Raw genomic sequence first — 15,150 nt, 5'->3', positions numbered from 1 at the left:
GTCACCCCGCGGCGCGGGAGATGACGATGCCCTTGAGCTGCTCCAGGAGCTGGCGGCTTTCGTCCAGCGCCTCCTGGCAGTGGGCGACGAGCGGCTCCAGCCCCTCCAGCACCCGGGCGTCCGCGCGCTGCTCGATGTCCCAGCACAGCGACTCCAGCGTGGCCGCGCCGAAGTAGGCCGCGTTGGACTTGAGCGTGTGGGCGGCCCTCGCCAGGGTCTCCAGCTCGCCGCGCGCGAGCGCGTCCCGCGCGTCGTCCATCAGCCGGGGCATGCTCTCCAGCGCGGTGTCCACCAGCTCCGGGAGCATCCGCTCCACCTGGCCATCCAGCGACTGCCACAGCCGATCCAGCGCGCCTGACTCCAGCCCCCGGATGCGCGGGGCGCCCACGCGGGCGGACTCCGGGGCGCGGACGACGGGGGCGGCGCCGGGCTCGCGCGGCAGGCGCTCCCAGGCGCGGCGCAGCGCGGAGATGAGCTCCTCCACGCGGATGGGCTTGCTGAGGAAGTCATCCATGCCCGCGTCCAGGCACTCGCGCCGGTCCGCCGTCATCGCGTTGGCCGTCATGGCGATGACCCAGGGCTGCTCGCTGATGGGCACGTCCCTGCGCAGCTGGCGCGTCGCCTGGAGGCCGTCCAGCTCCGGCATCTGCACGTCCATCAGCACGACGTCGTAGCGCTTGCGCGCGATGAGGCTCAGCCCCTCGCGGCCGTTGTTCGCCGTATCCGCCGGGTAGCCCAGCCGATCCAGGACCAGCAGCGCCAGCTTCTGGTTGGTGGGGTTGTCCTCCACCAGCAGGATGCGCAGCGGCATCTGCTCGCCGGGGCGCGTGTTGAACACGGAGCGCTCGCGCGTGGCGGGCGCGGGCACCACCGGCATGGGCCGGGCGGCGATGAGGTCCTGGGCCAGGCACGTCATCAGCGCGTCGTGCAGCTGCGACGCCTTCACCGGCCGGGGCAGCACCGCCGTGAAGAGGCCGGGCGGCTGCGCGTCGCGCTGATCAAACGACGTGAGCAGCAGCAGGGGCAGCTCGCGCGCGTCGCGCTGCTGGCGGATGTGCCCCGCCAGCGTGGGGCCGTCCATCACCGGCATGCGGTGGTCCAGGATGGCCAGGTCGAAGCGGGCGCCGGACTCCAGCTTCGCCAGCGCCTCCGCGCCGGAGCCCACCTCCACGATGGCCATCCCCCACGCGGCCAGCTGGCGGCCCAGCAGCTTGCGGTTGATGGCGTTGTCGTCCACCACCAGCACGCGCCGGCCGTGCAGCTTCAGCGCGTCCGGGCGCAGGGCCTCGGCGCCGCGCGGGGCCTCGCGGGCCTGGAAGGTGAAGTGGAACGTGGCGCCCCGGCCCGGCACCCCCTCGCTCTCCATCCACAGCCGCCCGCCCATGGCCTCCACCAGCCGCTTGCTGATGGCCAGGCCCAGCCCCGTGCCGCCGTAGCGGCGCGACACGGATTCATCCAGCTGGTTGAAGGGCTGGAAGAGGCCCGCGCGTGCGGCCTCGGTGATGCCCAGGCCGGTGTCCTGCACCGCGAAGTGCAATTCGAAGAGGCCGCCCGGCGCCAGCGGCTGGCGAGGCGTGTCCACGGAGATGGACACCCCGCCGCGCTCGGTGAACTTCACCGCGTTGCCTACCAGGTTGAGCAGCACCTGCCGCAGCCGCGCGCCGTCGCCCACGACGCTGATGGGCGTCTCGTCCGTGACGTGGTAGCCCAGGTCCAGGGACTTCTCGCTCGCGCGCATGGCGAGCAGATCCAGCACGGACTCCACGCACTGACGCAGGTTGAAGGGCGTCTGCTCCAGCTCGACCCGGCCGGCTTCTATCTTGGAGAAGTCCAGCATGTCGTTGAGCAGCCCCAACAGCGCGTCGCCGCTCTGGCGGATGGTGGACGCGAAGTCGCGCTGCTCGGGCGTGAGCGCCGTGTCCATGAGCAGCCCCGCCATGCCGATGATGGCGTTCATCGGCGTGCGGATTTCGTGGCTCACGGTGGCCAGGAAGAGGCTCTTGGCCTGGTTGGCGTGCTCGGCGGCCTGGCGCGCCCGCTGGAGGTCGGTGACGTCGTGGTAGATGGCGATGAAGCCCATGGACTGGCCGGCCACCGTCACCGGCAGCGCGCGCAGCTCCACGTCCACCACCGTGCCGTCCTTGCGCACGCGCCGGGTGACGACGTGCACGCGGTCCTTGCTCAGCACCTCGCGCGACGTCTCCTCGGCCTGCGGACGGATGTCGTCCGCGTTGGCCACGAGCTTGAGGATGTTGCGGCCCAGCGCCTCATGCGGCGTGTAGCCGAAGAGCCGCTCCGCGGCGGGGTTCCAGGACAGCACCTCGAAGGCCCGGCTGATGGTGACGATGGCCACCGGGCTGTGGCGCACCACCGCCTCGAAGAACTCCTTCTGCTGCCGGAGGATGGACTCGGCCGCCTGGGCCGCGTCCATGACCCGCACCAGGAGCATCCAGCCGCCGTCCTGCGGCACCGCCAGCACGCGCACCGGACGCACCGGGCCCAGGGGGACTTCCGTCTCCTCGGGGGTGGAAGAGACCTGGGGGGGCGTCCAGCCCGGCAGCACGCCGTGCACGTCCTGGCCCACCAGCAGGTCGCGGGGCCCCAGCAGCGCCTCCGCGGCACGGTTCACGGCCACGACCCGCAGGGTCGGGTCCAGGACGAGCACGCCGTCACGCGTGTGCTCGAACAGGGCCGGAATCATGCTGGGTGGCAGTTCGGGCAAACTTCCCCCTCCGTTCAAGAACTGTAGGTCAGTCGAGGCGCCAGTTCCATGTCATCCACGGAAAACCGTGGAGGTGGGCAGGCGCGCGCCCTTCCCCGGAGCTCCGGGGACGGCGATTCAGGGGGTTGGAATGCCTGCCTGGCCACGGAGCCGGGCGGGATGTTTCGCTTCGGGTTCATACAAAGGCTGGACGTCACGAGCAGCGAGTCCCGCGAGGCAGGCCATGGCGCTGAATCCTAGGGGGCTTTTCCCGGAGCACCCAGGAAGTGTCCCGGGCCGCCGCGCCACTGTTTCAGGGCAGACGGCCGGGCGACCCGCTGCCCCGTGGGCCGGAGTGGAAACCGCCCGCCCGGAATCAATGGTCGGCCCTGGTCAGTGCGGCGTTCGGGCGACCTAGCTTTCCTTTGAACACACGGAAGAGAGAGCCGTGCCCGACGCGACGACCCCCCCCTTGATCCTCCTCATCGATGATGAACCGGAGCTGGAAGTGATGGCCCGGTACCTCGAGCTCGAAGGCTACTCCGTGGTGACGGCGACCAATGGCGAGGAGGGGCTGATGGCCCTGGCCTCGTGCCGCAAGCCCTGCATCGTGCTGCTGGATTTGATGATGCCGGTGATGGACGGCTACGGCTTCCTGAGACGGCTGCACGACGACGCGGCGCTGTGCGGGCTCCCCGTCTTCGTGCTCACCGCCAGCTTCCAGACGGAGCGGATGGACGGCGTCGTCGCGACGCTCCGCAAGCCCCTGCACATGGAGGTCCTGAAGGAGGCGGTCGCGCCCTACTGTCCGCCTCCCGGCGAGGAGAACCCCACGGCGGGCTGAAGCTCAGGCCGCGACGCGGGCCACGCACTCCGGACTGTCGTTGGCGGGTGAGTTCACCCCGCGCGCCACCTCGTAGACGTCCAGCGGCGCTTCCGGCGCGGGGACGAGCAGCGGCAGGAGCACGGACGCCTCCTGGGGTTCCGGGCGCAGCCACACCGACTGGCCTTCCGGCGACAGGATGACGGGCATCCGGTCATGGATGGGCGCCATCAGCGCGTTGGGGCCGGTGGTGATGATGGTGCAGGTGCGCAGCACCTCGCCCGTGTCCGGCGCCGTCCACTCCTCCCACAGGCCCGCGAGCGCCAGCGGCTTCCCCTCGCGGTGGTGGAAGAAGTACGGCGTCTTGGGCTTCGTGGACTGCTTCCACTCGTACCAGCCGTCCACCACCACAAGGCACCGCCTGCGCTTCAGCGCCGAGCGGAAGCTGGGCTTCTCCGCCACGGTCTCCCCGCGCGCGTTGATGAGCTTGTTGCCGATGGACGCGTCCTTCGCCCAGGACGGGATGAGCCCCCAGCGGAACACGTCCAGCAGCCGCGCGCCGTCATTGGGCACCACGGGCAAGAGCTGCGTGGGACAGAGGTTGAAGCGCTCGCGCTCCAGCGTCGCGCGCGCGCCCGCGAGCTCCAGCTCGGCGACGAGCTGCGCGGGGGAGGTCCGGACGGTGACTCGGCCACACATGGGGTTGAAGCGTAGCGCCCGGAGGCCTGCGCCGCACGTTCCGGACGCCCGGCGGGTCAGGAAGGGAGCTGGATGCCGGACAGCCGCTGGTACAGCTCCACCGCGCGGCTGTCCGACAGGCCGGTGATGTAGTCCGTCACGCACAACAGCCGCTGGTACGGCGTGAGCCGCTGGATGGCCTCGTCGCGCCGGGGCGGCCTCTGCGCCGCTTCATCCGCCGCCGCGAACTCCGGGCGCTGGAAGCACTCCAGGGGCAACAGCTGCCGCAGCTTCCGCTCCTCCGCGTTGGGGGACTCCGCCACCACGGAGAGCGCGAACATGTCCAACAGGCCGCCCAGCGTCTTGAAGCCCGCGCTCTCAATCTGGAGCACGCGCTCGCTCCAGTAGCCGTGCTCGCGGGTGAAGCCGGTGATTTCATCCAGCTGCGCGCGCACGTCCGGCTTGAGCGCGGTGAGCGACTGCTCCGTCCGCCCCGCCTCCAGGTCGAGCGCGTGCTCCACGAAGGCCTCCACGCACTGGGGGATGAGCTTGCCAATCACCCGGGCCCGCGCCTGCGCCAGGCGCGTCTCCAGGTGCCGGGGCGGCTTGCGGACCGTGGACTCCGGCTCCGGCAGGACCGAATCCAGGAGTTCGCACGCGCGCTCCAGGGGCACGAGCCCCAGCTTCGCGGAGTCCTCCAGGTCGATGACCGCGTAGCAGATGTCGTCCGCCGCCTCGACGAGGAAGGCCAGCGGGTGGCGGCTGAACACGCCGGGCTCGCGCTCGCGCAGGTCCGTGGCGCGGAAGGCCTCCAGCGCCAGGTCGAGGTCGTCCTGGAAGTAGCCGAACTTCCGCTCCGACACGACGCCCTTCGTCTTCTGCCGCGAGCCGGGCAGCACCGACGGGCGCGGGTACTTGCTCATCGCCCCAAGCATCGCGGCGGTGTAGCGCAGCCCGCCCCGGCGCTCGCGCGACTGGAGCCGGTTGAGGATGCGGAAGCCCTGCGCGTTGCCCTCGAAGTCGCGCAGGTCGCGCCACTCCGCTTCCGTCGCGAACGGGCTCCTCCTCCCCTCCCCCGGTGGCGCGAGGCGCTGCCCCACCCAGTGCTGGATGGCCGCCTCGCCGGAGTGGCCGAAGGGAGGGTTCCCGATGTCATGCGCCAGGCACGCCGCCGCCACGATGGTGCCCAGGTGGGACGGGTCCAGGTCCACGCCCTGCGCCTTCAACCCCAGCCCGGCCTGGTGGCCCAGGGAGCGGCCCACGCAGGACGCCTCGATGCTGTGCGTGAGGCGCGTGCGCGTGTAGTCGCTGGTCGACAGGGGGAACACCTGCGTCTTGTCGTGCAGGCAGCGGAACTCGCTGGAGAAGACGATGCGGTCGTAGTCGCGCGAGTAGTCGTTGCGCTCGTCGAGCTGCCGGTGCGCGGCGTCCTCCACCTGCGCGTCGCGCGGGCCCGAGCCCACGCGGGTGTCCGACAGGAGCCGCCGCCAGCGCTCCGTCCGTTCCTGGTTGTCATCGCGGCTCACGCGCGGAAAGTCCTCCCGGCGCGAAGAGAGCCCTGTTCCCGCCGGGGGCGCAAGCCCCGCGCCCTTCCGTGCGTCTGGGGGACCGGGCCCCAACTCCCGGTCCCCGCCGCGCCTCCCCCTACTGGAACAGCCGCCAGCGCGGCGCCCTGGGAGGCTCCGGATCCGCCGCCAGCACGACGGGCGCCTCCCAGCTGATGCGGTATTCGGTATCCAGGAGGCCCAGCTTGCGCCCCTGCACCCTCGGGTTGCGCGCGCCCACCATGGTGAGCACCTCGCGCAGCACGCCCTCGTGGTACGCGGGCGGCATGAAGTCGCGCCGCATGGTGAGCAGCGCGTCCCCGTCTCCCTTCCAGTCGACGGTGCGCTCCCCGTAGCTCACCGCCATCTGGTAGCCGGCGGGCAGGTTCGTCACGAGCTTGCGCGGGTCGCCCGCGGACAGGAGCAGGAACGTGCGCCCTACCGCGGACTCCAGGAAGCTGCGCGTGGCCTGCATCCCCATCTGCCGCAGCGCCTCGTCGAACCCGCCCCACCGGGGCGACAGCACCCGCGCGGCCACCTGCGACAGCTTGAGGAAGGTGGCCACCGGGTAGTTGAAGAAGCCCACGAAGCGGCGGTCCTCGGTGACGGCGCGGCAGTTGGCCAGCGCCTCCTCGCCCGCGCCGGTGCGCACCGTCTCCAGAACCCCGAGGAAGAACATGCCCCGGGCGGTGTCCAGGTCCGTCGCCGACATGCGCCGCACCGCCCAATCCGCGTCCACCGAGCCCGGCTCCGGGTATGGCTTCGCCTGCACTTGCATGCCTGCCTCCGTGTTCACGTGGTCCCACGCCCCACGTGTGCGAGTCATTGACGCGCCGCTGTCGTCTTCAGGAATGCGCCAAGGCCGTAGCCGTCTGGGCGCACGCGTCCGGGAAGAGCACGGTGAAGCGCGAGCCATGCCCGAAGTCGCTCTCCGCCTGGATGCGCGCGCCGTGTCCCTGCACCAGGCGCTTCACGATGGCGAGCCCCAGCCCGGTGCCGCGCAGCTTGGTGGTGAACATGGGCTCGAAGATGCGCTCCAGGAGCGGCGCGGGGATGCCCGGCCCGTCGTCCGTCACGCGCAGGCTCCAGCCGCCGTCGCCTCGCGCGTCGGCGTGCACGCAGACCGTGCCGGAGCGCTCCGGGGGAATGGACTCCACCGCGTTCTGGATGAGGTTGATGAGCACCTGGCGGAACTGTTCGCGGTCCAGGTGCGGCACCGGCAGCCCGTCCGCCACCTGGTTGTTCACGCGCACGCCCTCGCGGCGGGGCACCACGCTGATGGCCTCCTCCACCAGCGGCCGCAGCGGACAGGGCACGCGGCGCGGAGGCCGGCCCTTCGCGTAGTCCAGCAGGTCGGAGATGATGACCGAGCACGCCCGCAGCTCCCGGTCGATGATGTCCAGGAAGCGCGCGATGCGCGGATCCGCCGGGAAGGCCTCCACCTTGCGCAGCCGGCGCAGGATGAACGCGTGCGCGGTGCGCGCGGCCGCCAGCGGGTTTCGCAGCTCATGGCTCACGCTGGCGGTGAGCTGCCCCAGCGACGCGAGCGACTCCATCCGCTCCGCGTGGTCCCGGAAGGCGTGCACCTCGCGCACGGCCGCGTCCAGCTGCCCCGCGCGCACCGCCAGCTCCTCCTCGATGGTGGCCTCCATCAGGGCCTGGTGCGCCGCCCGCTCCCGCAGGTCGCGCAGCGCGTCCCGGCAGGCGATGAGGAGCACCACGTCGATGGCGGCCACCCAGAACGCGTGCTCCAGCAAGCGCCACCACTCCGGATGCAGCTGGCCGTAGACGGACTCCGGCCACAGCGCGCCGCGCAGGAAGTGGTCCACCCCGATGGCCAGGCTCGCGGTGAGCAGCACCTTCGGGTCGCGGTAGAACGACAGCACCGCCAGCGAACCGAAGATGTGGAAGTGCGTCTCGATGCGGCCCCCCGTCAGGTGGATGAGCAGCGCGGACCAGAGCATCTGGCTCACCGCCACCCCGTGCCGCGTCGCCGCCTCCCCCGGGTACAGCCGCGTGAGCATCACCGGGAACACGCTCAGCGCCGCCCCCAGCAGCACCGCCGTCCGCAGGTGCGGCGAGTGCCCCCTGGACACGAACACCGCCACCAGCACCGCCGCCGCCCACTGCCCCAGCATCAGCCAGGTGAACAGCCCATCCACCCGCTTGCGCGAGTCGCGCAGCTGCAAGGCCAGCAGCGCCGCCGCCCTGCGCTCCAGGCCAGCGGAGACCTTCGCCGGTGCGTGAATGGAAAAGGCTGACATGAACGAAGTCATCTCTTCACCCGGCCGGAATGGAGGCGGAAGCAAGCAACCTCGTAAAACTTGAACTACATGGAAGTCATCCAGCCAGCCATGCTGCCCGGGGGCACGAGGAATGCTTGAGCTTGAACACTGCGGCTCGCGGGCTGGCGGTGAGACCTCCCCCCGGACGTCTCCATCCCGTGCAATCGCTCACGTCTGGCCAAGGGTGCCCGCCCCGGGTCTCAAGGGGGGACAGGGGGTGTTCACATACACGCCGCGCGCGGGGGTGCTTCGAGCGTGGCGTCGGTGTCGCCCCGGGGCAGCTCGCGGGCGGCGGGGATGAAGGTCATGGCGCGCTCGGCGAGCGCGGCGATGGTGAGCGAGGGATTGACGCCCGGGTTGGCGGAGATGGCCGCGCCGTCCACGACATACAGCCCTTCATAGCCATACAAGCGGTGGCGCGCGTCGATGGCGCCTGTCCCTGGCGAGTCCCCCATGCAGGCGCCGCCCAGGATGTGCGCGGTGGTGGGGATGCCCATGAGCGTCTCGCTGACCATGGTCATGGGGTAGCCATCCAGCTTGTCGGACACGCGCTTCGCCAGGTCGAAGGCCTCCGGCATGTTCGCGGTGGGCGCGGGGCCCTCCTGCAGGCCGGTGGTGAGGCCGGAGCGGAAGCCGGTGGTGAGCGCGCGGCCGCGGCGCATGCGCAGGTGGCCCTCCATGGTGCGCATGTAGAGGAGGATCATCGTGCGGCGCGCGAAGTCCGGGACGAAGAACGCCTGGAGGAAGCGCACGGGCCTGCGCGCGAGCAGTCCCAACAGCCGCGCCACGCGGCTCCACGCGGTGGCGCCGGGGACGTGGGGGGCCATGAGCAGCCGGAAGAAGCCGGAGCCCTCCGGGTAGCGCACGGGCTCCAGGTGCGAGTGCTCGTCGGTGTGGAGGATGGACCCGATGGCGATGCCCCGGGACAGGTCGCGGTCCTTCTGCTTCTTGCCGCTGACGATGCCGATGAGCGCCTCGGAGTTGGTGCGCACGCCGTCGCCCACGCGCTCGGAGAGGTTGGGCAGGCCGTCCTTCGCGCCCTTGAGCTTGAGCAGCAGGTCCATGGTGCCCAGCACGCCGCCCGCGAAGACGACGTGCTTCGCGGTGAAGCGGCGCGTCTTGCGGAAGAATCCGGTGCCCTCTTTCGCCGTCACCTCGTAGCCGTCACCTCGCGGCAGGGGGCGCACCCACGTCACCTCCGTGTCCGCGTGGAGGGTGAGGCCCTTCTTCTCCGCGAAGTAGAGGTAGTTCTTGTCGAGCGTGTTCTTGGCGTTGTTGCGGCAGCCCAGCATGCAGCCGCCGCACGCGTTGCAGCCGGTGCGGTCCGGGCCCTCGCCGTTGAAGTACGGGTCCTTCACGGTGACGCCGGGCTCGCCGAAGTAGACGGCCACGGTGGAGGGCTGGAAGTCCGGGCGGCCCAGCTCCTGCCCCACTTCGCGCAGCACCTGGTCCGGGTAGGTGTTGAGCGGGTTGACGGTGGCGCCCAGCATGCGGCGCGCGGTCGCGTAGTGCGGCGCCAGCTCCTGCTTCCACGACGCCAGGTGGCCCCAGGAGGTGGCGTCGAAGAAGTCGTCGCGGGGGACGGGCAGCGTGTTGGCGTAGACGAGCGAGCCGCCGCCCACGCCCACGCCGGACAGCACGGTGACGTGGCGGAAGAAGGTCATCTTGAAGAGGCCGCGCCACCCGAGCTGGGGCATCCACAGCCAGCGCTTCAGGTTCCAGTTGGACTTGGGGAAGTCCTGGCCCTGGAGGCGCCGGCCCTTCTCCAGCATCACCACGCGATAGCCCTTCTCGACGAGCCGCAACGCGCTGACGCTGCCGCCAAACCCCGAGCCGATGATGAGCCAGTCGCAGTCCATGACGTCCTCTCCGTCTCCCAGGCCCGCACTCTATGCCACGAGCGCGGGCCTTCCGTGCGGGACCTGTCGCACGCCCTGGGAACGGACGGCCAGGGGACGCGGGCTAGCGCTTCGAGGCCTGCTTCCTCGCCCGGCGTGCGGCGGGCGTGTTGGCGACGGACTGCCGGCCGGACCGGGAGCCCGTGCGCTTGCGCCGCTCGGTGGCCCGCTTCTGCGCCGGGCTCAGGTGGGCCCAGGCCTCCTTGGGCAGGTAGCGCGCGGTGGTGCGGCCATGGCGGGCGCGGGTGCCGCCGTCCTGGGTGCTCCACTCCTCCTTCGTCCAGGAGGACAGGTGTTTCTGCGCGGTGCCGCGCGAGCCCCGGTAGCCGCCCCCGGCCTTCTTGTATTCGCTGGCGAGGAGCTGGGCCTTGCGCGCGCTCCACTGTCCGGCGCGGCCTCCCTTGTCACTCTTCATGATGCGCTTCTTGAGGCGCTCGCGCAGGGCGGGGTCCGTATACCGGCCGCTGGCGCTGGCGGCGCGCTTCGCGGGCGTGGCGGATGCATGGGTCTTCCGTCGGGTGGCCATCCAGGCTCCTTTGCGTGTGACAAAGGTACGGATGCCGGGCGGGGGATGGCTTCGTGAGCCCCGCTGCCTGCCCACCCTCGGAGCCGCGCGGGAGGCCTCAAGCGGGCGCGGTGCCGGGCTCCAACGGACGGAACAGGGAGCACGCGCGCACGGGCTGGGGCGCGTACTTCTGGGGCAGGAGCGGACACATGATGAAGGTGGACGTCTTCGTCTGGACGTAGCGGGGCGGAGCGGCGCAGCGGTGGCAGAGGCTGTCCGGGAACGGCAGCGGATCAGGAAGCGGCGGCATGGCGGTGCCCAGCATCGCACGGGTCCGGAAGGAAAGGCGGGTGCGGGCCGGGCGCGCTCCCTAGATTGCGAGGCATGCACGTCACGGATGCCCACGTCGAATCCCACCGGCTGCGCCTGTCCGGCCGGCACGCCGTCCTGGAGGTGTCGTGTCCGCTGCCCGGGGTGCTGCGGGTGCGGCACGCGCCGGTGTCGTCGGAGATCGGCTTTCTCCATCCCGTGCTTCCCGACAAGCGCTCCTGGGCCGTGGTCGCGGAAGGAGGCCACGCGCTGAAGGTGGAGCGCGACGGGGAGCGCGTGCGGGTGACGGCGGAGGGCGCCTCCCTGGAGGTGGACGCGGAGCCGGGGACGTGGCGCTTCATGGACGCTCGGGGCCGGGAGCTGGCGCGCTGCGTGGACGTGTCCGGTGACGTGCAGGCCGAGTATCCGATGAGCCGGCACCGCGCGCGGCTGACGCTGCGGGCGCCCGACGGCGAGCGCTACCTGGGGTTCGGGGAGAAGGTGGGGCCGCTGGACAAGCGCGGCATGCACTTCACGTTCTGGAACACGGACGTGGTGCCGCACCACCCGGACACGGATCCGCTCTACCAGTCCATCCCGTTCTTCGTGGGCCTGCGCGAGGGCATTGCGTGGGGGTTCTTCCTGGACGAGTCCTGGCGCTCGGAGGTGGACGTCGCGCTGGCGGACGCGTCGCGGCTGGCGTGGGAGTCGTGGGGCCCGGAGCTGGACTGCTACCTGTTCGCGGGGCCGGGGCCGGCGGACGTGGTGCGCAAGTACGCGGCGCTGACGGGGCGGCCTCCCCTGCCCCCGCTGTGGAGCCTGGGCGCGCAGCAGAGCCGCTGGGGCTACGAGAACGCCCAGGACATCCGGGGCGTCATCGAGGGCTACCGGCGCCGCGACCTGCCGCTGGACTGCGTGTACCTCGATATCGATTACATGGATGGGTACAAGGTCTGGACCTGGGACAACGCGCGCTACCCGGACCCCGCGGGCCTGGCGCGTGAGGCGGCGGCGCAGGGCGTGCGGCTGGTGCCCATCATCGACCCGGCCCTGAAGCTGGAGGCGGGCTGGAGCGTGTACGAGGACGCGAAGGCGCGCGAGTACCTGGTGCGCTACGACCGGGGCGGCGTGCTGGTGGGCGAGGTCTGGCCCCGGCCCGCGGTGTTCCCGGACCTGACGCGGCCGGAGGTGCAGCGCTGGTGGGGCGGCCTGCACCGCGACTTCGTGACGATGGGCATGGCGGGCTTCTGGAACGACATGAACGAGCCGTCCTGCTTCGCGGTGCAGCCGGACGTGGGCATCCTCACGCTGACGAGCGAGCGCGCGGAGGGCATGGGCAAGGTGGAGGGCAAGACGCTGCCGTACGACGCGCGCCACGGGGACAAGCGGCACCTGGAGGTGCACAACGTCTACGCGCTGGGCATGGCGAAGGGCGCGTTCGAGGGCCTGCGCGAGCTGCGTCCGGAGGCCCGCCCGTTCCTGCTGACGCGAGCGGGGTTCGCGGGCATCCAGCGCTACTCTGCGGTGTGGACGGGGGACAACTCCAGTCACTGGACGCAGCTGGAGACGTCGCTGCCCATGTTGATGGGATTGGGCCTGGCCGCGGTGGCGCACACCGGCGTGGACATCCCGGGCTTCATCGGACGGGCGAACGGCGAGCTGCTGGTGCGCTGGATGCAGACGGGCACGTTCTATCCGCTGATGCGCAACCACGCGGGCAAGGGAACGTCGCCGCAGGAGCCGTGGCGGTTCGGCGAGCCGTACCTGACGCTGGCGCGCGCGGCGCTGGAGCGGCGGTACCGGCTGTTGCCCACGCTGTACACGCTGATGCACGAGGCCTCGGAGACGGGGCTCGCGCCGCTGCGGCCGCTGTTGATGGAGGCGCCCGGGGACGCGGAGGCGGTGGGCGCGTTTGATCAATTCCTGTTCGGGAGGGACCTGCTGGTGGCGCCGGTGGTGCGGCCCGGACAGACGAAGCGGCTGGCGTACCTGCCGGCGGGCACGTGGCTGGAGTGGCCGGGGCTGGAGCGGACGGGGGAGGTGCGCGAAGGCGGGCGGCACGTCATCGCGGACGGGCCGCTGGACACGGTGCCGGTGTGGCTGCGCGCGGGCGGAGTGGTGGCGCTGACTCGACCCGCGATGCACACCACGGACGCGAACTGGAAGCACCTGGAGTGGCACGTGCACGCGGGGCCGGAGGTGCACGGCCGGCTCTACGAGGACGCGGGAGACGGCTACGGCGAGTCACGGCTCACGGCGCTGCGCGGTGGCGTGACGGACGGAGTGCTGCGATTGGAGCGGAGTGAGACGGGGACGCTCGCGCGGGTCCGCACGGAGGAGACCGTGCGGGTGTATGGATTGAAGTCCGTGAGCCAGGTCACGGGCGCACGTGCGCACCGATTCGAGAACGGTGTGCTGGAGCTCCAGGTCGCGGCGGGCTGGACGCGGCTGGAGGTCAGAGGACCGGGAGTTCCTTGAACACGACGCCTTCGAATCCGAAACGGTTCACGGCGTCCACGAAGCGCTCCGTGGCGATGATGATGGTCGTGTAGTCACGGAGCCGGAACAGGTCCAGGTCACCGGTCAGGGTGCTCCCGTCGAGGACGGGCGCGTCTGGATAGCTGCCGCCCTGACGTCCGCACCGTTCACAGGGGCGTTCCCGCCCGCCCGGAAAGCAGCTGTCATGGAGCCGGCCCCGGCAGTGGAGCTCGATTTCCCGCAGATCCACCTCGGTCTTGCCCCTGAACCTCAGGTCCATCTTGCTCGCGCGAAGCGCGATGCCTGCCTCACGCAGCAGGTCCACGGTTTCGGTCCGCATCACCAGGGTCCAGGGGCTCGGGAGATCGAGCGCGCTCCACTTCCCGGAAGCCTTCCCAGTAAGAGGACCGAATTCGGCCCCAGGGCGCAATGGCGCTTCGAAGGGCACCTGGAGTCGGACCAACTCACGCAGGCGCTCGTACTCCTCGAGTGGTTCCTGCCTCGCTTCCACAAGGTCCGCCCGGTGGGCCCAGCCAGAGAGATCCACGGAGGGATAGGCCTCCCCCAGCCCACCAGGACTGGCCTGACACACAGGACACAGGCCTCCCGGCAATCCCCAGCGATGCACTCCATTGATGAAGCCAGTGAAGCGCGAGCCCTCCGCTGCAGTCACTTCAAAGAACCTCACGGTCACTCCCGGCGACTAGCGAAGCTGATGGTAGGGAACAATGGGACCCATGATGTTGAAGTCAACGATCATCCGAGCCAGCTGATCCTGGATCTCCTTCGGAGTCGCATCGATGTTCTTGCGAGCGAAGTCGCGCCACGCCTGATTCCAGGGCCCCCCTCGTCCTCCGACGCCATGCAGGCGTACGTGCTCCGCGCGGGGAATGACCATTGTGAAGTCATGCACGTTGATCTTTCCCTGCCGCCAGAAGAACTGCGCGAGGTCCGCAGCCTGCGGATACAGATGGTGCCGAACCCATCCAGAACCTGAAGGCTTCCTGCCATCGGGTGGCGGAGCAGGCGCGGGATGGTTGTACCAGCGGATGACGAAGATGGCGTCGCGGTCACCCGGAAGCGGCTGGGCACTGCCCCAGTTGCGCCGGGGACCCGCACCGGGTGCCGCTGCCGACACGGGAGGCCGGATGCCTCCCCGCGCCAGCAACACACCGGTGTCCTCGCAGTGATAGAGCCCGCAGAGGTCATCCGCGCAGACCCGCGCCACGCACCTGTCGTGCCCCTCGCAGGCGTCGTCCTCCGCAGCGCTCCAGTCCTCCAGCGCCGGCAGGGGCGCGGATGCGCAGCCCCCGAGGAAGGCCATCAGCAGCACGGCCCATACGAAAGCGCTCGCCCGCATCGCGAGCCTCCGTATCCCCCCCGTCAGAACACGCCCGGGGGAAACGGCATCACCCGCGCGTAGCCTCCGGGCTCGATGGGGCCCAGGTGCTCCAAGACGCCAGCGTAGCGGGGATGATCCGGCTTGAGGATGAACAGCGCCTCGCCCGCGATGGCCCCAGGGCCTCGCGCGGACATCCGGAGCTCCAGCGTGCCGTCTGGCTTCATGTGCGCCGACCCCACCGGCTCGGCCTCCGCGGCGTCGGGCGGAGGCGGCATTCCAGGCGGGCGCGGCGGCGGTCCCAGGGAGTCGCTCATCTCAGGCCGCCATTTCCCAGGCGGACATCGAAGCGGCCTTCATCGTCGGCTCCTGCATCATCGTCTTGATCTCCTCCAGCTTCTCCGTCTGGAAGGTCACCACGAAGGCCTTCTGGTCACGGACCTGGCCTTCGATGAGGTAGCTCCGGGTGCTGCTCACGATGGTCACCGTCCGGGCCACCTTGTTGTCCAACACGGAGAACTTGACGTCATTGGCCAGCCGCTCGTTGCTCATCTCAATCTGGATGAAGTGCATGTCACCCATCGTACGGG

14 protein-coding genes are annotated in these 15,150 nt (G+C 70.7%); 2 read left to right on the top strand and 12 right to left on the bottom strand.

Annotated features, from left to right (window positions below):
• Position 1: 1 nt before the first annotated feature.
• Positions 2 to 2,701 carry a PAS domain-containing hybrid sensor histidine kinase/response regulator gene (locus D7X96_RS19075; protein ID WP_244219648.1) on the bottom strand — a complete coding sequence of 900 codons (2,700 nt, stop codon included), beginning with the start codon at positions 2,699 to 2,701 and terminating at the stop codon, positions 2 to 4.
• Between the two features lie 448 nt (positions 2,702 to 3,149).
• Between D7X96_RS19075 and D7X96_RS19070 the strand changes: the two genes are divergently transcribed.
• Positions 3,150 to 3,545, top strand: coding sequence for a response regulator (locus D7X96_RS19070; RefSeq protein ID WP_244219647.1), 396 nt, complete (start codon positions 3,150 to 3,152; stop codon positions 3,543 to 3,545).
• A gap of 3 nt (positions 3,546 to 3,548) precedes the next feature.
• On the opposite strand, the gene D7X96_RS19065 is transcribed toward D7X96_RS19070, so the two are convergent.
• The 7 genes from D7X96_RS19065 to D7X96_RS19035 all read right to left on the bottom strand — a co-directional run bounded on the left by D7X96_RS19065 (position 3,549) and on the right by D7X96_RS19035 (position 10,744).
• A complete protein-coding gene (locus tag D7X96_RS19065; protein ID WP_121722361.1) occupies positions 3,549 to 4,223 on the bottom strand; it encodes an SOS response-associated peptidase in 675 nt (224 codons plus the stop codon).
• A 56-nt stretch (positions 4,224 to 4,279) separates the two neighbouring features.
• Positions 4,280 to 5,728, bottom strand: a complete 1,449-nt coding sequence (dgt, locus tag D7X96_RS19060; protein WP_121770377.1) for a dGTP triphosphohydrolase — start codon at positions 5,726 to 5,728, stop codon at positions 4,280 to 4,282.
• Between the two features lie 118 nt (positions 5,729 to 5,846).
• Positions 5,847 to 6,524, bottom strand: coding sequence for a DUF2378 family protein (locus D7X96_RS19055; RefSeq protein WP_121770376.1), 678 nt, complete (start codon positions 6,522 to 6,524; stop codon positions 5,847 to 5,849).
• A gap of 67 nt (positions 6,525 to 6,591) precedes the next feature.
• On the bottom strand, positions 6,592 to 8,010 hold the full coding sequence (locus tag D7X96_RS19050; protein ID WP_120549623.1) for a sensor histidine kinase: 1,419 nt from the start codon (positions 8,008 to 8,010) through the stop codon (positions 6,592 to 6,594).
• Positions 8,011 to 8,252: 242 nt separating this feature from the next.
• On the bottom strand, positions 8,253 to 9,890 hold the full coding sequence (locus D7X96_RS19045; protein ID WP_120549605.1) for a GMC family oxidoreductase: 1,638 nt from the start codon (positions 9,888 to 9,890) through the stop codon (positions 8,253 to 8,255).
• Between the two features lie 103 nt (positions 9,891 to 9,993).
• Complete coding sequence (locus D7X96_RS19040; protein ID WP_121770375.1) at positions 9,994 to 10,455, bottom strand: DUF5872 domain-containing protein; 462 nt, start codon at positions 10,453 to 10,455, stop codon at positions 9,994 to 9,996.
• Between the two features lie 97 nt (positions 10,456 to 10,552).
• Entirely contained in the window at positions 10,553 to 10,744 is a 192-nt protein-coding gene (locus tag D7X96_RS19035) for a hypothetical protein (protein WP_121722374.1), read from the bottom strand.
• A gap of 74 nt (positions 10,745 to 10,818) precedes the next feature.
• Here D7X96_RS19035 and D7X96_RS19030 point away from each other — a divergent pair, with 74 nt between their 5' ends.
• Complete coding sequence (locus D7X96_RS19030) at positions 10,819 to 13,221, top strand: glycoside hydrolase family 31 protein (protein WP_120549621.1); 2,403 nt, start codon at positions 10,819 to 10,821, stop codon at positions 13,219 to 13,221.
• Here D7X96_RS19030 and sitI6 read toward each other — a convergent pair.
• The 4 genes from sitI6 to D7X96_RS19010 all read right to left on the bottom strand — a co-directional run bounded on the left by sitI6 (position 13,199) and on the right by D7X96_RS19010 (position 15,142).
• The gene (gene sitI6 / locus D7X96_RS19025; protein WP_233609590.1) at positions 13,199 to 13,849 is read right to left on the bottom strand and encodes a SitI6 family double-CXXCG motif immunity protein; all 651 of its coding nucleotides are present in this window, start codon (positions 13,847 to 13,849) and stop codon (positions 13,199 to 13,201) included. The genes D7X96_RS19030 and sitI6 overlap by 23 nt on opposite strands.
• 75 nt (positions 13,850 to 13,924) lie before the next feature.
• Positions 13,925 to 14,581 (bottom strand): SitA6 family polymorphic toxin lipoprotein, encoded by a 657-nt coding sequence (sitA6, locus tag D7X96_RS19020; protein ID WP_121722366.1) that lies wholly within the window; start codon positions 14,579 to 14,581, stop codon positions 13,925 to 13,927.
• A 23-nt stretch (positions 14,582 to 14,604) separates the two neighbouring features.
• Entirely contained in the window at positions 14,605 to 14,877 is a 273-nt protein-coding gene (locus tag D7X96_RS19015; protein ID WP_121722367.1) for a hypothetical protein, read from the bottom strand.
• 1 nt (position 14,878) lies between these two features.
• Positions 14,879 to 15,142: a hypothetical protein gene (locus tag D7X96_RS19010; RefSeq protein WP_120549600.1), complete on the bottom strand. Its 264-nt coding sequence runs from the start codon at positions 15,140 to 15,142 to the stop codon at positions 14,879 to 14,881.
• Between the last annotated feature and the right edge of the window lie 8 nt (positions 15,143 to 15,150).

It is taken from the genome of Corallococcus interemptor, assembly GCF_003668875.1.
GTDB classification, from domain to species: Bacteria; Myxococcota; Myxococcia; order Myxococcales; family Myxococcaceae; genus Corallococcus; species Corallococcus interemptor.
Note: the sequence above shows the minus strand (reverse complement) of the source record. Positions and strands in the feature narration are given on the sequence as shown.